Source organism: Embleya sp. NPDC059213, assembly GCF_042754445.1.
Taxonomy (GTDB): Bacteria; Actinomycetota; Actinomycetes; order Streptomycetales; family Streptomycetaceae; genus Embleya.
The window spans coordinates 13,831-30,398 of the sequence record NZ_JBHZAV010000115.1; the positions used below are offsets into that span (position 1 = coordinate 13,831).

The window sequence follows — 16,568 nt, forward strand, 5'->3', positions numbered from 1 at the left end:
CCTTCCACTGTCCCTCCGTGCGCGCCCGCGTGCCGGCACGGCGGGCACCGTGACCGCGCTCGCTCAGGACGCCGGATCCTCCTCGGGCCGCGCGGTGGACGGTGCCGAGGCGTCGATCTCGGCGGACAGCAGCGGCCGTTCGAAGACGGTACGCAACACGATCGTGGTGCCGGTGCCGCGGATCACCGGGACCGACCGGATGCGGTCGAGGGTTTCCGCCAGGTCGGCCGTGGAGGCCACCCGGACCTTGATCCAGAAGCAGTCCTCGCCCGCGACCTCGTGTGCCTCCAGTACGGCCGGCTCGCGTCGGATCGCCGCCTCCACCTGGTCCCGGGCCACCTTTCCGGCATCGAAGCGCAAGGCGATGAACGCGGCGGTGCCGGCCTCGACCGCCTCGGGCGCGAAGGCCGCGTGGTAGCCGGTGATCACCCCGTCCCGCTCCAGCCGCTGGAGACGATCGCGGACCGCCGGTTCGGACAGGTCCACCGACTTGGCGAGCGCGCGCACCGTGCGCCGTCCGTCGTTGCTCAGCGCGCGAAGCAGCGTCCGGTCGATGTCGTCCAGTGGCCGTGTCATCGAATCCCCTTGTTTCTGCGAATGAGTGGGACCTACTCTAAAAAAGGCTATCAGCCGCTTCTACTTAACTTACTGAGGTATGGGGATCGCCTTGTCTCCTCTAATGAGGGATCGACTGTTGCCGTGGGCCGCGCTCGTGACCGTCTGGATCCTGTGGGGTTCGACGTATCTGGGTATTCGGTACGCGATCGAGACGATCCCGCCGCTGCTCGCGGCCGGCGCCAGGTTCCTGATCGCGGGGCTGCTGATGTTCGCGGTCGTCGGCCCCCGGCACGCGCGAGGTGCCCAGCGACCGACCTGGCCGCACCTGCGCTCGGCGGCGATCATCGGCGGTCTGCTCCTGGTCGGCGGCAACGGCCTGGTGAGCCTGGGCGAACAACACCTCGACTCGGGGTTCGCCGCGCTGATCGTGGCCACGGTGCCGGTGTGGATGGTGCTGATCAACGCGCTGGTGACCCGGACCCGCGTGTCGGGCGCGGTCCTGCTCGCACTGCTCCTGGGCACCGTCGGGATCGGTGTCCTGGTCGGCGGCCCGGGCGGCGACGTACACGCGGGCGGCACCGTGATGGTCCTGATCGCGTGCGTGTTGTGGGCGGCCGGCTCGGTGTACGCGCGGACCGCGCCGCTGCCCAGGCACCCGCTCGTGGTCGCCTCGCTGGAGATGATCACCGCCGGCGTGGCCCTGCTCGTCCTGGCCGCGCTGCGCGGCGAGTTCGGCCGGCTGCACGTGGCCGAGATCTCGACCGCCTCGTGGCTCGGCCTGACCTGGCTGGTGTTCGCGGGTTCGATCGTCGCGTTCAGCGCGTACCTCTACGTCAACACCGTGTTGCCCAACGACACGGTGGCGACCTACGCGTACGTCAACCCGGTGATCGCGGTGTTGCTCGGCGCCGCGATCGCGGGCGAGTCGGTGGGCCCGAACGTCTACCTCGGCGGCCTGATCATCGTCGGGTCGGTGGCCCTGATCGTCGCCACCCGCTCCCGCGCCGCCGAACCGACGTCGCGGCCGGCCGTGGGCGGGGAGGGCCGGGAGAGCCGGGAGGGCGATGCGCCTGTGGTCGACATCCCGAAACCGGCCGAGGGGACTCCGAAGGCCGAGCCGGCCAGGTAGGCGGGGCGGGCACCGGCGGAATTTCGGTTGAGACCGGCCGGGCGGCCGATTAGCGTGGCCGGTCATGACGAAGACCCCCGACACGGCGGACTGGCGCGCGTTCAATCAGGCCAATTGGGACGAGCGGGTCCCGATCCACACCGCGAGCGAGTTCTACGACGTGGCCGGTTTCGTTGCCGGCAAGGACGCCCTGCGCGACTTCGAACTCGCCGAGGTGGGCGACGTCGCGGGTCGGACACTGCTCCACCTCCAGTGCCACATCGGTCTGGATACCCTGTCCTGGGCCCGCCGCGGCGCCACCGTCACCGGCCTGGACTTCTCCGAGCCGGCCGTGGCCGCCGCGAGCGACCTCGCCGCGCGGATCGGGGTCGACACGGCCCGATTCGTCACCTCCGACGTGTACGACGCCGTCGACACCCTCGAAGGCCGGACCTTCGACATCGTCTACACCGGCCTGGGCGCGCTGTGTTGGCTCCCGGACGTGGAACGCTGGGCCCGTACGGTGGCCGCGCTGGTGGCCCCGGGCGGCTTTCTGTACCTGGCCGAGTTCCACCCGTTCGCCGACGTCCTGGCCGAGGACGGCCGCACCGTCGAACTGGACTACTTCCGCCGCGACGCGCTGGTGTGGGACGAGCCGGGCACCTATGCCGACCTGGCCGCGCCGACCTCCGCGAACGTCACGGTCGAGTGGCAACACGGCATCGGCGACGTGGTCAGCGCGCTGACGGCGGCCGGGCTGCGCCTGGAGTTCCTGCACGAACACGCCTTCTCCCTCTTCGCTCGTTTTCCGATCCTGGAGCAGGAGCACGGGATCCATCGCTTCCCCGCAGGTCATCCGCGGGTGCCGCTGATCTACTCGTTGCGCGCGACCAAGGCGTAGGTCGGCGCGGATCGGGGTCGGTGGCGGCGCGGTGAACGCCGGCACCCCGCCCGCCCGCTCGGCACCGCGACCCGCCCGCCCCGCACCCGGCTCCTGCCACCCATGCCCCATCAACCGCCTCGGGGCCCACCCGGTCACGCCGACTCGGCGCGGGCGGCCCGCTTCGAGGTACAAAGGGCCGCGTGGAAGCCGGTTGGGAGTGGGACGAGAGCCTGTTCGCGGGCACGGCCGAGTACTACGAGCGAGGGCGCCTTCCGTACGCGCCCGGCCTGGCCGACGCCCTCACCGAGGCGTTGACGCTCGACGGGCGTGGGCGGCTGATCGACGTGGGATGTGGTCCCGGCACGGTCGCCCTGGGCCTGGCACACGTGTTCGGCGAGATCGTCGGCGTGGATCCGGACAGCGGGATGATCGCCCGGGCCGGCCGCGGTGCCGCCGCGCGGGGCGTCGCCGGGAAGACCCGCTGGGTGCGGGCGCGGGCCGAGGAACTGCCCGCCGGACTCGGCGTGTTCACGGTCGCGACCTTCGCGCAGTCGTTCCACTGGATGGAGCGCGACCGGGTGGCGGCCGCGATCCGGGAGATGCTCACGCCGGGCGGGGCGCTGGTACACATCTGCGACCTGAAGTCCGAACCACGCACCGTCGACGGCCTGCCGCATCCGGCGGTGCCCCGGGCGGCGGTGGACGAGCTGGTCGGGCACTACCTGGGGCCGATCCGGCGGGCCGGCCGCGGGTTGCTGCGGGAGGGAACACCCGGCGGTGAGGCGCAGGTGTTCGCCCGCGCGGGCTTCGTCCCGGATCGGCGCCTGGTCGTTCCCGGCGGGCAGGAACTCGAACGCACCTGTGCGGATGTGGTCGCCCGGGTGTTCTCGATGTCGTTCTCGGCCCCGCACCTGTTCGGTGCCCGGCGCGACGACTTCGAGGCGGACCTGCGTCGGCTCCTGCGGCAGGCGTCCGCGTCGGGGCGGTTCTCCGAACGGCAGCCGAGCACCGAGGTCCTCGTCTGGCGGAAGGCGCCGCCCACCCGGGTGCGGTGAACGATCCGAGCGGAGCGGGGAACCGGGGCGGGGGAGCGTGCGTCGCATCGGCATGATCGAGACGGGTGCGGCAAGGACGAGGCGGCGGCGGGCCTGGTGGGTCGTGGTCGCGATGGTGGTCGCGGTCGGGATCGCCGTCGGGGTGATCGAGGCGCGGGACACGCCGGCCCGGGCGGTCGTCGCGCCGGTGCCCGGGGTGCGGATCGACGTGCGGACCCTGACCGTGGGTTCCGTTTCGGCCGTGCACGGCCTGTATGTCGCGCGCACCCCCCAGGAGGACCGGGTGATCCTGTCCCACCTCACGCCGGGCCGCCCGGCCGCCGCTGAGCCCGGGGTGGACTTCGCCCGCAGCGCCGTGGTGAGCATTTCGATGGGCACCAGGTGTGCCCAGACGAAGAGCGCGCGACTGTATCTGGACGGCTCCGCGTTGGCCCTGGACCTGGAAACCGGTCCGGAGCAGCGCGAGTGTTTCGACGAGATGCCGCTGGTGGCGCGCTTCGAGGTGCCGCGCGACAAGCTGCCGGCCCAACCGCACTTCCAGGGCCGGAAGCCGCGCGATCCGGGGACCGGACTGCTGGTCGCCCAGCGGGTCTTCGACACACCGACGCAGTCGCCGCCCCCGGGGGTGCGCTCGCGGGAGCTGGCCGATGCGGCGGAACTGTCGGGCTGGAGCGCGGAGTTGGGTCTGCCTCGGGACGCGGTGCCGGTGCTGCCGCCGCGCACCCGGGACCGGCGCTTCGCGTTCGCGGTGCCGTACTGCCGCACGCCCGCCGCGGCGGTCGAGGTCGGGACGCGGGTCGACGTCGGCCCGGACGGCGTGCCGGCGCTGACCCTGTCCGAGCCGCCTCGGGGCGCCGCTGCGTGCCGGTCGGCCGCGACGATGCTGGTGGTGTACGACGTGCCGGTTCGGTGAGCCGGTTGTGGGGTTCGTCGGTGTTGTCGGTGCTTTGCGGGTTTTCGATCGGGGTGAACGGGCTTTGGGCGCAAGGGAATTCCCATGCGATTCGCAAGTTCGTCGCGGCGCCGGGCGCCGTCCGACCGGTAGGTTGTTCGCCGTAGCAGCAGGCGGATCGAGTCCCTTGCTCCGCCTGGAGAACGCGAAGGCGAGGCGGATTCGATGCGGAGTACCGGCAGAACAAGACGCGGGTTCGTGGCTGCGGCGGTGAGCCTCCTGCTGGGGGCGACCGCGGCGGTCGTGTTACCCGGATCGGCCCAGGCGCTGATCACCGATCCCGACGCGCCGATCACGGTGACGGACGCGAGCACCTTCGGGCTCGCCTTCGACGGCTCCGCCCGACAGCAGGTGGTCGCGGCCGAGCAGAGCTACGCCCAACTCGCGCCGGTCGCCCTGACCACGTGGCTCGGGCGCACCCCGAACGTCGGTGCCCGGCTGGCCGATTGCAAGACCGCGGTGCCCATGTCCGGTGCGGACGGCTTCTGTTGGACCCCGGGCAGCTCGGACGAGACGTCGTGGCGCTACGTACCCCAGGGGCTGGCCACGTCGGGCGAGAGTTCGCCCGCGACCGGACTGTGGAACGGGCGCCGCATCGTCGCGGTCGCCTGGGCGGCCTCCTACGATCACCCGAACCAGCCGAACTCGCGGATGCGGGTCTCCTTCACCGACGTCACGGATCCCGCGCACCCGACCTACCGCAGCGCGTTGTTGGCGACCCCCACCGGCGCCGGCGGCGGCTTCCAGCCGATGGAGGGCCACGCCGACACGCTCGCCTGGTACGGGGGCAATCTGCTCGTCTTCGCGCAGAGCGAGGTGCGCGTCTTCGACCTGAACCACCTGTGGTCCACCACCGTGCGCGGCACGGCCGTCGGGGTCGCCGCGAACGGATCGGTCTCCGCCGACCTGCAGGAAGGCGTGTTGCCCCAGGTCGCCCGATACACCTATCGGGGCGGGACCTGCGGCGAGAACGCCGACCAGACGCCGTGCTTCGCGAGTGGTTCCATCGATCACAGCGGCGCGACACCGGCGTTGGTCACCCTGGAGCGCACCCTCGATGTGCAAAGCCGCGCGGTGCGCTGGCCGCTGGATCCGGCGACGTCGCTGTTCAAACAGGACGCGTCCGGCGCGGTCCGGGCCGAGGCCGCCTACAACGTGCCGTTCGGCAAATCGGCCGGCGTCGCGATGCGCGCGGGACAGTTCGTGGTCACCGGCGGTTGCCCGAACGAGGCCGACGCCTTCGGTGAACCGAACTGCATCTACCGGGGCAGCGTGGGCCGGCCCCTGTCGCTCTGGGCACAGACCCCGGCGGGGATCGAGAACGTCTCCTTCGACCCGTCCACCGGACAACTGTGGATCGCGAACGAATCGCCCTACCGAGCCGGCGAGGCGCAGCCCCGGATGACCGGTCGGGTGGTCTACCACGTGCCTTTCCCGACGCCCTACTGCGACGGCGCCGGGCGCACCTACCCCGGCGGTGCCAACGGCCTTCCGGACGGGGCGCGGGCGGTGCTCGGGGGCGACTTCGACGGGGACGGCTGCGCCGACATGGGCGTCGTGCAGAGCTTCCCGGGCGGCCGGATCGGCCTGTACCGCTCCTCGGGGCGACCCGACGGCAGCTTCGACCGGCCGGTGCTCGGCTGGGAATCGGGGCCGGGCGGTTGGTGGTTCGGCAGCGCCAAGTACGTGTCCGGCGACTTCAACGGCGACGGGAAGGCGGACATCGCCGGCTTCTACGGCTACGCGGACGGCAGCGTGCAACTGCACACGGCGTTGTCCACGGGGGCGGGATTCGCCCAGCCGCACGAGAGTTGGGGTGTCCCGGCGGGCAACTGGGACTACAACAAGGTGGTCCTGCTGAGCGGCGACTTCAACGGCGACGGTCGCACCGACGTCGGCGCGGTCTACGGCTACGACGACGGCCGGATCGGGCTGTTCACCTTCACGGCGAACGCCGCCGGCGACTTCGCGGCACCGCAACTCGGCTGGATGGCCGCACCGGGTGGCTGGTGGTTCAACAGCGCGAAGTACGTGGCCGGTGACTTCAACGGTGACGGGAAGGCGGACATCGCCGGGTTCTACGGCTACTCCAACGGCGGAGTGCAGTGGCACACGGCGTTCTCCACCGGCACCGGCTTCGAGCAGCCGGCGGAAGGCTGGTCGGCGGGTCCGGGCGCGTGGGAGTTCAACCGAGTGCGGTTGACCAGCGGGGACTTCGACGGCGACGGGCGGGCGGACGTGGCGGCGATGTACGACTACGGCTCGTCCTCCGACGTGCACACGTTCACCCCGGGCGCCAATGGGCGCTTCACCGCCCCGAGGCGGACCTACTCCCTCCCGGGCGGCTCGGGCTTCGCGAACGCCGGATTCGCCGCGGGCGACGTCAACGGCGACCACCGCGCGGACGTGTTCGCGCTACACCCCGACAACACCCAGGTCGACACCACCTACACCACCTTGGGTGAACCCGACGCCGACCTCACGTATGCCTACCGAGGCTGGACCGGCTGATCCGTCCCGGGCCGCGCGCCCCACGACCACGCGGGTGCGCGGCCCGGTCACCGGTCGGCCCGGCCAGGTGGCACGGTTTCGGGCGGCCGTCAACGTCCGGCGTTGCGGCGGTGGCGGCTGTCGTGGGTGGGGCCGGGGCTTCCTGGAGTGTGGCGGGGGCGGAGGATGGGGCGTATGTCCGAGGTTCTGACTTATTCCGATGTCGGTGCGACTTTGCGTGATGGCGTGTCGTTGCCGTCCGGATATCACCATGTCGAGCGGCGGGTGCGGGTGGGCGAGGGGGCGGAGGTCTTTCGGCGGGTGGCGGACGGCGTGCTGGGGTGGGAGGTGTCGCGTGGGGCGGGTCTGGATGTGCGGGCGGACGCGGTCCGGGCCGCGGTGGGGGTCGAGGTGACGTCGACGTTGCGGCTGGGGCCGGTGCGGTTCGCCGCGCCGTGTCGGGTGGTCGGGGTACTCGACGAAGCCGACCGGGCCGGCTTTGCCTACGGCACGCTGCGGGGGCACCCCGAGTCGGGCGAGGAGGCGTTCGTGGTCGAGCGCGGCCCCGACGACGTCGTGTGGTTCACCATCCGCGCGTTCAGCCGACCCGGCACGTGGTGGTCGTACCTGGGCGGCCCGGTCACCCGCGCGATCCAGCACCGGGTGACCACCCGCTACCTCGCCGCCGGCCGCCGGCTCGCGGACGGGGCGTGAGCTTGTCGGGATTGCTCGTCGCGTCACCGATGAGTTCCGGACGTTGCCGGCGTCTAATGCGGTGACGGGTTCACCCCCGCGGTTCCCCGCGGGGGTTCGGCCACCGCAAGATTCACCTGGAGAGCGTCATGAGGAAGATCACCGCCGGCCTGTTCGTCTCCCTGGACGGCGTCGTGGAGGCGCCCGACCAGTGGCATTTCCCGTACTTCGACGATGCGATGGGCGCGGCCGTCGGCGCGATGTTCGACGCGGCCGACACCGTGTTGCTCGGCCGCAAGACCTACGACAGCTTCGCGGGCGCGTGGCCGGAGCGCGAGGCGGCCGGCGGCGAGGACGCGGGCTTCGCGAAGGCGCTCGGCGACGTCCGCAAGGTGGTCGTTTCGCGGCAGCGACTCGCCTTCACGTGGCGCAACTCGGAGCAGCTCGACGGCGACCTGGTGGCGGCCGTCACCGCGCTGAAGAACGAGCCGGGCGCGGACATCACGGTGAGCGGCTCGGTCTCGATCGTGCGCCGACTGCTGGCCACCGGTCTCCTGGACGAGTTGCACCTGCTGGTCCACCCGATCGCGGTGCGCAAGGGTATGCGCCTGTTCGACGAGGGCGACGCCTCGATCCCGCTGCGGCTGATCTCGTCCGAGGCGTTCCCGACCGGGGTGCTGCACCTGGTCTACGGCCCGACCGAGGCGCCGGGCAGCGCCGACTACGACGACGCCAAGCCGCATATCGCCCGACCCGCGCGGTAGTACGCGAGCACGGGTACAGGCGTCGGGTCGACGCCTGTACCCGTGCGGTCGGATGCGGGAGCTGCCGCCGGTCGCGGTCAGGGCTTGCTTACCCCCAGGGTGTAGCTGCCGGAGCCGCTGTAGGCGAGCACGATGTAGCGGTATCGCCCGGCGGTGCCGTTGTAGGAGATCGTCTCGTCGGCCTCGGGAGTGGTGCCTTCGGCCACCTTGGTCCAGGCGGAGCCGTTCCACTTCTGCAGGGTGAGGTCGAAGTCCGCGCCGGCCGGGCCGGTCAGGCAACCGGTGTGTGTGCCGGACGCGGTGGTCTCGTAGTACGAGTTGTTCGGCTGGATTGCCTGCGCGCCCGAGCCGAGCGTGCCGGAGTAGGTGTTCTGGGCGCCCGCGCAACCGGTGGGCGGCGTGCCGCCGTCGGTGACCAGGGTCAGACCGTAGGTCTGCAGGATCTCGGTGACCGGCTGGTGGTAGGTCTCACCGCCGGAGGAGCAGTTCCCGGAGCCGCCCGAGGTGACCCCCTGGGCCTGGCTGCCCGAGATGAACGACCCGCCCGAGTCGCCCGGTTCGGCGCACACGGTGGTGCGGGTGACGCCGGTGACGGTTCCCTGCGGGTAGGTCACGGACGTGTTGTGCTGTTGGATCGTGCCGCAGTGCCACCCCGTCGTGGAGCCGGAGCGGCAGATCGAGGAACCGGCCGGGGCCTGGGTGGATCCGGCGACCGGTACCGTGCCCGGGTAGCGGTTGACCAGCCCGCGCGGGGTCCAGTTGGCGTTGGTGGCGACCCACGCGTAGTCGTTGCCGGGGAAGGACGACCCCTGGAACGTACCCTGCGCCGCGCCGTTCCCGGTGGTCGTGGCGCCGGCCCGGCCGCAGTGGCCGGCGGTGACGAAGCCGCCCTGGGTGCCGCGGGTGATCGGGAAGCCGATCGAGCAGCGGGTGTTGCCGTTGATGTTGTAGGCGTCGCCGCCGCGCAGGTCGGCCAGCGCGCGCGGTTGCACGGTGGAGGGCACGATCTCGACGCCGGCCGCGTCGACTCCACTGGACACGACGAACGCCCGGGTGCGAGCGGTGTCGTGGGACTGGAGAACGACCTTGTTGGCGGCGATGTCGACGTACCACAGCGGGGTGTCCACCGGGCTTCGACGCAGCGCGGAGCGGTCGAGCGCCTCGCGGATCCGGTCGAGGTCGGCCAGCGAGTGCGGGACCACGCGGGCGATGGCGCCGTTCGCCTCGATGGCTCGGACGTCGCGCCGGTCGCTGGTGGCGATGACGAACTGCGCGCTGTCGCCGCTGAGCCAGGCGCCGGCCCAGTGTGCGCCGAGGCGTGCGCGCAGCACCGGCTCCCGGATCGCGGCCCGATATTCGTTGGCCAGACGGGTCTTGGCCGTGTCGGCGGTGAGGCCGAGGTCGCGTTGCAGTGCTTCGACGAGGCCCTCGGGGACGGCGGGGGCGGGGTCGACGGGAACGACGAGGGCGTCGTCGGCGGGTGGGGGAGTGGGATCGGTTCCGGAGGCGGAGGCGGTGCCGGCGAGGGTCAGGACAGTGAGCACGGCGGCACAGGACGCGGCCGCGACACGCTTGAGGCGCATGGGGACTCCTGTCGGTGGGGACGACAGAAACGTATCTTCGAGCGATCAGACGAGGTACCTGTCAACAACCCCCTGTCGCCGTGTTATGGCCGGGCGTGCGGCGGTTCGGCGCGGTGCTCGTACGCGACGCCGTCGAGAGGTCGACTGCCCTGTCGGCAATGGGGATTGACGCCACGTCAGGTGAGCGCGGGGCGAGCGTCGGCGGGGTGGATGACACGGTGTCAGTTCGCCGTACCGTAGCCGCGGCCGTCGTGCCGGGCGAGCCAGTCCGAGTAGCGCGGCGCGTTCCGTACCGCCGCCGCGTGTGCCGCGCGCACCTGGGCGGTCACCAGGGCCGCCGTGTGCGCGGCGGGCGCGTGCGGGTGCCAGCCGATCAGATGTCGCCACGACAGCGGTACGCCGGCCAGCGGGGTGCGGACGATGCCCGGCGTCGGCGGCATCGTCGCCCGGCACAGGCCGACCGCCCGGCCGACCTGGGCGAGATATACGCACGAGGCCACGTCCGTCTCGTAGATCGCCTTCGGCGCGAAGCCCGCCCGGGCACACGCGGTGGAGAAGCAGTCGCCGAAGCAACCTTCGCCGGGCACCACCGCCCACGTCTCACCGGCCAGCGCGGCGAGGTCCACCTCCGGCTCGCCGGCGAGCGGGTGATCGTGCGCCAGCATCAGGAAGACCGGATCCGTGCCGACCTCACGCCACGCGAGGCCGCCGTCGGACGCCGGGCGGCTCTCGCCGCACGCGCCCAGCAGTACGAAATCCAACCGCCCGGTCGCCACCATGGCGGCCAACTCCCGGTTGGACCAGGAGATGTGCGTGGTGACCGCATCGGCGCTGTGTTCCTCGGCGAGGCGGTGGACCAGGCCGCCGAGCAGCGGCCCGTGCGTGCCGCCGAGCCGGAACCTGGGGGATACCTCGCCCCGATTGGCGAACCGAACCGCCTCCTCCTGGAGTTGCCGTGCCGCGGGCAACAGCACCCGGGCCCGATCCAGGACCAACTCGCCCAGCGGAGTCAACGTCACACCCTCCCGGCCGCGCTCGAACAGGGCGCCGCCCAAAGCCTTTTCGATGCGTTTGAGCTGGGTACTGAGCGCGGGCTGAGCCAGGCCCAGCACGGCGGAGGCGCGGGTCAGACTGCCCGCATCCGCGATCGCCCGAATGGTGCGCAGATGGCGTAATTCCATGTCCATGCCCGGCAAGGTACGGGCGAGCGGGGGCGGCTACAAGGTGCCGGCCCGCGGTTCCCCGGCGTGGCTCGGGGAGTTCGTCGGTCGGGACCTCTCGCGCGTTCGTTGCGGCCGACCGTCGGTCGGGGGGTGGACGGGGTCCGGCGTGTCGTGTGGTCGGCGGGCCGATGGAGATCGACTACCGTCGGAGCGACGGGATTTCGCCGGCCCGAGCGAGTGCCCGGGTGTACTTCGGGTTGCCTCGGGTCGAGGCACGCTCGGTGGGCATGACAGTCCCGGCCGTGAACGTCCTGAAATCATGGGAGAAATGCCTTGCGACGCATCCTGGTGACACGTGCTGCCGCAGCAACCGCCTTACTGACATTGGTCGTTACCGTCGGACCCGCGACCGGGGTGTCGGCGGCCGAGACCGCCGCGACCACCCGATCGGGCAGCGCGACGACGCTGCCCGAGCCGGATCTGGCGGGACTGCGCGAGGTGTTGACCCGTACCCTCGCCGCGGGCGCTCCCGGGGCGATGACCCGGATCGACGACGGCCGCACCGTCCACCGCCAGACGGCCGGCGTGCGCGACACCACCTCCGGCGCGGGCATGGACACGAACGCCCGCTTCCGCATCGGCAGCGTGACCAAGACCTTCTCGACCGTGGTGCTCATGCAACTGGTCGGTTCGGGCGCGGTCGACCTGGACGCGCCCGTGGATCGGTACCTGCCGGGCGTGTTGCCGGACGCTCGGATCACCGTGCGCCATCTGCTGACGCACAAGAGCGGGCTGTGGGACTACTCGAACGACATGTTCGCCCGGACCGTCCCCGGGTTCGAAGCGGTCCGCAACAAGGTGTTCGGCCTGCGCGAACTGATCGACCTGTCCACCGCACACCCCGCGACGGCGGTGCCCGGAAGCACCTACCAGTACTCCAACACCAACTTCGTCGTCGTCGGCGCCCTGATCGAAAAGGTGACCGGACGCTCGGTGCGGCAGGAGTACGAACGACGCATCATCCGTCCCCTGCACCTGCGGGACACCATGTACGTACACCCGGAGACCACCATCCCCGGGAAGAGCATCCACGGCTACCTCACCCCGGACGAGGCGGGGGCGCCGTTGGTCGACTCGACCGAACAGACCGTCTCCTGGGCCCAGTCGGCCGGGGCGATGATCTCCAGCCCGGCCGACCTGGACCGATTCGTGTCCGCGCTGCTCGGGGGTCGACTGCTGCGCGCCGACCTGCTGGACCGGATGCTGGAGATGACGCCCAGCGACTCCTCGGGCGTCCGCTTCTACGGGTTGGGCCTGCGCCGACGGGACCTCTCCTGCGGCATCTCGGTCTACGGGCACACCGGCACCATGCAGGGCTACTACACCTACGCGTTCACCACGCGGGACGGCCGCCGCAGCGTCACCTCGATGGCCAACGCCAGCAACAACGGCACCGTGAACACGGTCCTGGGCGACACCCTGGAATCGGCGTTCTGCGGCACGGCGTCCAAGCCGCGTGAGTCGACCGCCGCCGCTTTGCCGCCCGAGGACGAGGTCGGGGCCGCGCGCGCGGGGTGACGGGTGCGGGCGCTCGGGCCCTCGCCCCGAGGCGGGGGCGGTTCGCGCCGCGGGCCGTCGACGGCCGGCCTTCGATCGAGCGATGGGCGATGTGGCCCGGCCGGCCGTCGCGGTCGGCGTTTCGACGAGCGTCTCCGCGCACGTTCCCGGTGCGGCACTACACTGCCCGCATGGTCGCGGTGAGGGCACCCCGAGGGCCCGTGGTGTTTCGCAGCACCCGGTTGTACGCAAGGCAGTTCGAGGAAGGCGACGCGCCGGCGGCGTTCGCGATGTGGGCCGACCCGGCGGTGACGCGCTTCACCGGGGACGAGTCGCCCGCCGACCTCGCGGTGATAGCGCAGGACATCCCGCGCTGGCGCGCGGTGAGCGGGCACGGCGTCGGGTGCGGTTTCTGGGCGGTTCTCGTCGAGACGGGTGAAGCCGGGGCCGAGACCTTCGTCGGGGACGTGTTCGTCCGACCGTTTCGCGATCGGGTCGACGAGTACGAGATCGGCTGGCACCTGGCGGCCGCCCATTGGCGCAAGGGCTACGCGACCGAGATCGCCAAGGCGGCGATCTCCTACGCGCACGCCCACCGCCTGCCACGACTGGTCGCGTTGATCGACCCGGCCAACACCGCGTCGTTGCGCGTCGCCGAGAAGGCGGGAATGCGCTTCGAGGGATTGTCCGACCGCTACGACCCGGAAGACGGCGAGGTCGCGGTGTACATCGGCGAGGGCCCCGCCGTCGGCCACTGAGCCGGATGGCCCGTACACGCCGATGGCGTCGGGTGGTTCGTCGCCGTCGGCAGGCGGGGAGGGTATTGCCGGTGTGGATTTCGCCGGAGCGCGATCGTGGACCGGGGCGCGGCCGAGCCCTGGTGGGGGTGCTTGTGCTCCTGCTGCTCGCCGGTTGCACCGCGTCGGGCGAGAGGAGCGACGGCACCGACGCGGACGTCAGCGGACCCCCGAACCGGCACGGCTTCGTGATCCGCTTCGAACAACCCGCCGACGCGGATCGAGGCAATGCCGCCTTCCTGCGCGACCGCAAGGTGCTGGAGGTGGCCGCCGGACGCCTCGACGCCTTCGTCGACCTCGATCATCAGGTACTCGTCGTCGGCCGATCGTGCGCGGGAGAAGGATCCGAATACGATCCGGAAGCCGAGCGCATCGTGATCTGTTACGACCAGATCGCCGAGGAACGCGAACTCTTCGAGCGCGCCGGACACCGCCCGGCCGACGACGAGGTGGTCGCCGTCCTGGTGGAGACCCTCTACCACGAGGCCGCCCACCACCTCGTCGACGTCCTGCGGCTCTCGGTGACCGAGCGGGCCGAGGAGGATGCCGCGGATCGCTTCGCCGCACTGCTGCTGCTGCGCCAAGGCGCGGACGGGGAACGGCAGTTGCGGATGGCCGCCCGGGAGTACGAACTCACCGTGGCCGCCGACGCCGGAGGCGGCGGAGACGACGGGAAGGACGAACACTCCCCGGATCTTGTCCGCGCCGCCAATCACCTGTGCTACCTGCACGGATCCGCGCCCGGCCGAGAACTCGATCCGGCGAGCGCCCGCCTGCTGCCCCGAGCACGGGCCGAGGGATGCGCGACCGAGTGGGCGCGGGCACGCGACGCCTGGCTGAAGGACCTGGCTCCGATCCTGCGAAAGCCGTGACGAAGCGGAGCCGCGGCGCTTTCCCAGTCGGCTACCGCTACCGCCCCGCTGCGCGGTCGCGCGTGCCCGCGGCGACGGTGCCGGCGGTGCGGATGAGGGCCGCGGTGGCGGTGGAGCGCGATTGTTGCGGCCAGGCGATGGCGAGGACCACCGGTGGGGCGTCCGGGACCGGGCGGTAGACCACGCCGGGGCGCGGGTATCGGGCCGCGACGGAGGCGGGCAGCAGCGGAGTGACCCGGTTCAGGCCGACCAGGGCGAGGAGTTGGGCCAGGTCGCGGGTCTCGTGGCGGATCTCGTCGAGGAAACGATCCAGGTCGCCGGCCTCCAGGCCGAGGTCGGCCAGGGAGAGGTGGTCGCGGTCGGCGTAGGGGTGGCCGGCGGCGAGCGCGACGACGCGCGATTCGGCGATCAGCGTTTCGACGTCCAGACCGGTGCGGTCGAACGGCTCGTGGACCAGCGCCAGATCGGCCTCGCCGCAGCGCAGCAGCCGAGGTTGCTCGTGCCACCCGCACAGCCGGACGGCGACCGGAACGGCGCCGGGCTCGCGGGCGTAGCGGTCCAGGATCGGTTCGAGCAGTCCCGCGTCGCCGTCGGCCTTGACGGCCAGGACCAGCCTCGGCTCCGGGTCCGCCGCGCGCCGGGCCCGGCGACCGGCGGCCTGGAGGGCTTCCAGGGCGATTCGGGCCTCCGCGAGGAGCACCGTTCCGGCCGGGGTCAGCGTCACCCGGTGGGTGGTTCGTTCGAAGAGGACGACGCCCAGGTCGCTCTCCAGGCCGCGGATGGCGCGGGACAACGGCGGTGCGGAGATGCCCAATCGCTCGGCGGCGCGGGTGAAGTTGAGCTCCTCGGCGACGGCGACGAAGTAGCGCAGCGGGCGGGATTCCATGGCTTGGCCCTCCGTTCGGATCGCCTCACGGTATTGCCCTGAGGGTAACAAGCGAGAGCCGGACGATCCTTCAGTTCCGGCACCGGGCGCGGCAGGCTCGACGACATCCCCGGCGGCCCGCACCGCTTCCGGCGCGGCACGGCCTTCCCCGACCTTCCCTCCTTGGAGTTGTTCATGATCGTCGTCACCACCCCCACCGGACAGATCGGCCGGCAGGTCCTCGACCGTCTTCTCGACGCCCCCGAGCACGCCACCGCGGGAATCCGGGTGATCGTCCGCGACCCGGCCCGGCTGTCCCCGCGGGTACGCGAGCACGTCGAGGTCGTCCAGGGCTCGCATGCCGACCCCGCCGTGCTGACGAAGGCGTGCGCGGACGCGGACAGCGTCTTCTGGCTGGTGCCGCCGAGCCCGCGGGCGGACAGCGTGCAGGGCCACTTCCGCGCCTTCACCGAGCCGCTGTGCGCCGAGATCGCACACGGGCGCATCCGGCGGGTCGTCGCCGTCTCCACCCTGGGCCGCGGCGTGGCCGAGAACGCCGGGCAGATCTCGGCGTCGCTCGCCATGGACGAGGCGATCGAGGCCACCGGCGTGCCCTACCGGGCGTTGTGCGCCCCGTTCCTGATGGAGAACCTGCTGGGCCAGGTGCAGTCGATCCGCGACGCGGGCACGTTCTTCCTGGCCCTGGCACCGGACCGGGTCCTGCGCACCTGCAGCACCGGTGACGTCGCCGACACCGCGGCCCGGTTGCTGCTCGACGACACCTGGGCCGGCCAGGAGGACGTCCCGGTGGTCGGACCCGACGCACTGTCCCCGGAAGGCATGGCGCAGGTGGTTTCCGAGGTGCTCGAAGCCGCGGTCCGCGTCCGGCACACCGACGCCGCGGAGTACCGGGCCACCATGGTGCGGTACGGGGCAAGTGAGGCATGGGCTCGGGGACTTGCCGACATGGTGCAGGCCCTGGACGCGACGGGCTGCTACGGCGCCGATGTGCCCGGCACCCCCGAATCCGCGCCGACCGACTTCCGCCGCTGGTGCGCCGACGTCCTCAGGCCGGCCGTCCGGGCCTGACCGCGGCGCGCGGCACGGACCCGAAGGAGTCACGGTCCGGGTACCGGTACTCGGGTACCGCCCCCGCCCGAAATTCTCGTCCCGCCGTACGACGGCCGCCCCCGAATGCCCTGGCACAGTTGTGAGCACAAGGCACGGG

15 protein-coding genes are annotated in these 16,568 nt (G+C 71.8%); 11 read left to right on the forward strand and 4 right to left on the reverse strand.

Features of this window, described 5'->3' with window-relative positions; translation table 11 throughout:
• Nucleotides 1–63: 63 nt before the first annotated feature.
• Nucleotides 64–576, reverse strand: coding sequence for an Lrp/AsnC family transcriptional regulator (locus ACFXMF_RS32485; RefSeq protein WP_360312240.1), 513 nt, complete (start codon nucleotides 574–576; stop codon nucleotides 64–66).
• Nucleotides 577–679: 103 nt separating this feature from the next.
• Here ACFXMF_RS32485 and ACFXMF_RS32490 point away from each other — a divergent pair, with 103 nt between their 5' ends.
• From ACFXMF_RS32490 to ACFXMF_RS32520, 7 genes are all read left to right on the forward strand, one after another.
• Complete coding sequence (locus ACFXMF_RS32490; protein WP_360312238.1) at nucleotides 680–1,687, forward strand: EamA family transporter; 1,008 nt, start codon at nucleotides 680–682, stop codon at nucleotides 1,685–1,687.
• Nucleotides 1,688–1,751: 64 nt separating this feature from the next.
• Nucleotides 1,752–2,567: a class I SAM-dependent methyltransferase gene (locus tag ACFXMF_RS32495; protein WP_360312236.1), complete on the forward strand. Its 816-nt coding sequence runs from the start codon at nucleotides 1,752–1,754 to the stop codon at nucleotides 2,565–2,567.
• 182 nt (nucleotides 2,568–2,749) lie between these two features.
• Entirely contained in the window at nucleotides 2,750–3,604 is an 855-nt protein-coding gene (locus tag ACFXMF_RS32500; protein ID WP_360312234.1) for a class I SAM-dependent methyltransferase, read from the forward strand.
• A gap of 52 nt (nucleotides 3,605–3,656) precedes the next feature.
• Nucleotides 3,657–4,517: a hypothetical protein gene (locus tag ACFXMF_RS32505; RefSeq protein WP_360312232.1), complete on the forward strand. Its 861-nt coding sequence runs from the start codon at nucleotides 3,657–3,659 to the stop codon at nucleotides 4,515–4,517.
• Nucleotides 4,518–4,766: 249 nt separating this feature from the next.
• Nucleotides 4,767–7,067: an FG-GAP repeat domain-containing protein gene (locus ACFXMF_RS32510; protein WP_379989767.1), complete on the forward strand. Its 2,301-nt coding sequence runs from the start codon at nucleotides 4,767–4,769 to the stop codon at nucleotides 7,065–7,067.
• 174 nt (nucleotides 7,068–7,241) lie between these two features.
• The gene (locus ACFXMF_RS32515) at nucleotides 7,242–7,760 is read left to right on the forward strand and encodes a DUF1990 family protein (RefSeq protein ID WP_379989768.1); all 519 of its coding nucleotides are present in this window, start codon (nucleotides 7,242–7,244) and stop codon (nucleotides 7,758–7,760) included.
• A 128-nt stretch (nucleotides 7,761–7,888) separates the two neighbouring features.
• Nucleotides 7,889–8,503 carry a dihydrofolate reductase family protein gene (locus tag ACFXMF_RS32520; protein WP_360312226.1) on the forward strand — a complete coding sequence of 205 codons (615 nt, stop codon included), beginning with the start codon at nucleotides 7,889–7,891 and terminating at the stop codon, nucleotides 8,501–8,503.
• A gap of 77 nt (nucleotides 8,504–8,580) precedes the next feature.
• Here ACFXMF_RS32520 and ACFXMF_RS32525 read toward each other — a convergent pair whose 3' ends face one another.
• Both ACFXMF_RS32525 and ACFXMF_RS32530 read right to left on the reverse strand, forming a co-directional pair.
• Nucleotides 8,581–10,086, reverse strand: a complete 1,506-nt coding sequence (locus ACFXMF_RS32525; RefSeq protein ID WP_379989769.1) for a S1 family peptidase — start codon at nucleotides 10,084–10,086, stop codon at nucleotides 8,581–8,583.
• Nucleotides 10,087–10,307: 221 nt separating this feature from the next.
• Entirely contained in the window at nucleotides 10,308–11,273 is a 966-nt protein-coding gene (locus ACFXMF_RS32530) for a LysR family transcriptional regulator (protein ID WP_360312222.1), read from the reverse strand.
• Between the two features lie 360 nt (nucleotides 11,274–11,633).
• Between ACFXMF_RS32530 and ACFXMF_RS32535 the strand changes: the two genes are divergently transcribed.
• The 3 genes from ACFXMF_RS32535 to ACFXMF_RS32545 all read left to right on the forward strand — a co-directional run bounded on the left by ACFXMF_RS32535 (nucleotide 11,634) and on the right by ACFXMF_RS32545 (nucleotide 14,475).
• Nucleotides 11,634–12,827 carry a serine hydrolase domain-containing protein gene (locus ACFXMF_RS32535; protein ID WP_360312468.1) on the forward strand — a complete coding sequence of 398 codons (1,194 nt, stop codon included), beginning with the start codon at nucleotides 11,634–11,636 and terminating at the stop codon, nucleotides 12,825–12,827.
• Between the two features lie 170 nt (nucleotides 12,828–12,997).
• Nucleotides 12,998–13,564, forward strand: a complete 567-nt coding sequence (locus tag ACFXMF_RS32540) for a GNAT family N-acetyltransferase (protein WP_360312220.1) — start codon at nucleotides 12,998–13,000, stop codon at nucleotides 13,562–13,564.
• 122 nt (nucleotides 13,565–13,686) lie between these two features.
• On the forward strand, nucleotides 13,687–14,475 hold the full coding sequence (locus tag ACFXMF_RS32545) for a DUF4344 domain-containing metallopeptidase (RefSeq protein WP_380017908.1): 789 nt from the start codon (nucleotides 13,687–13,689) through the stop codon (nucleotides 14,473–14,475).
• Between the two features lie 37 nt (nucleotides 14,476–14,512).
• Here the strand turns inward: ACFXMF_RS32545 and ACFXMF_RS32550 are convergent, their stop codons facing one another.
• The gene (locus ACFXMF_RS32550; RefSeq protein ID WP_379989771.1) at nucleotides 14,513–15,361 is read right to left on the reverse strand and encodes a LysR family transcriptional regulator; all 849 of its coding nucleotides are present in this window, start codon (nucleotides 15,359–15,361) and stop codon (nucleotides 14,513–14,515) included.
• A gap of 174 nt (nucleotides 15,362–15,535) precedes the next feature.
• Here ACFXMF_RS32550 and ACFXMF_RS32555 point away from each other — a divergent pair, with 174 nt between their 5' ends.
• Nucleotides 15,536–16,429: an NAD(P)H-binding protein gene (locus tag ACFXMF_RS32555; protein ID WP_379989773.1), complete on the forward strand. Its 894-nt coding sequence runs from the start codon at nucleotides 15,536–15,538 to the stop codon at nucleotides 16,427–16,429.
• Nucleotides 16,430–16,568: the final 139 nt, after the last annotated feature.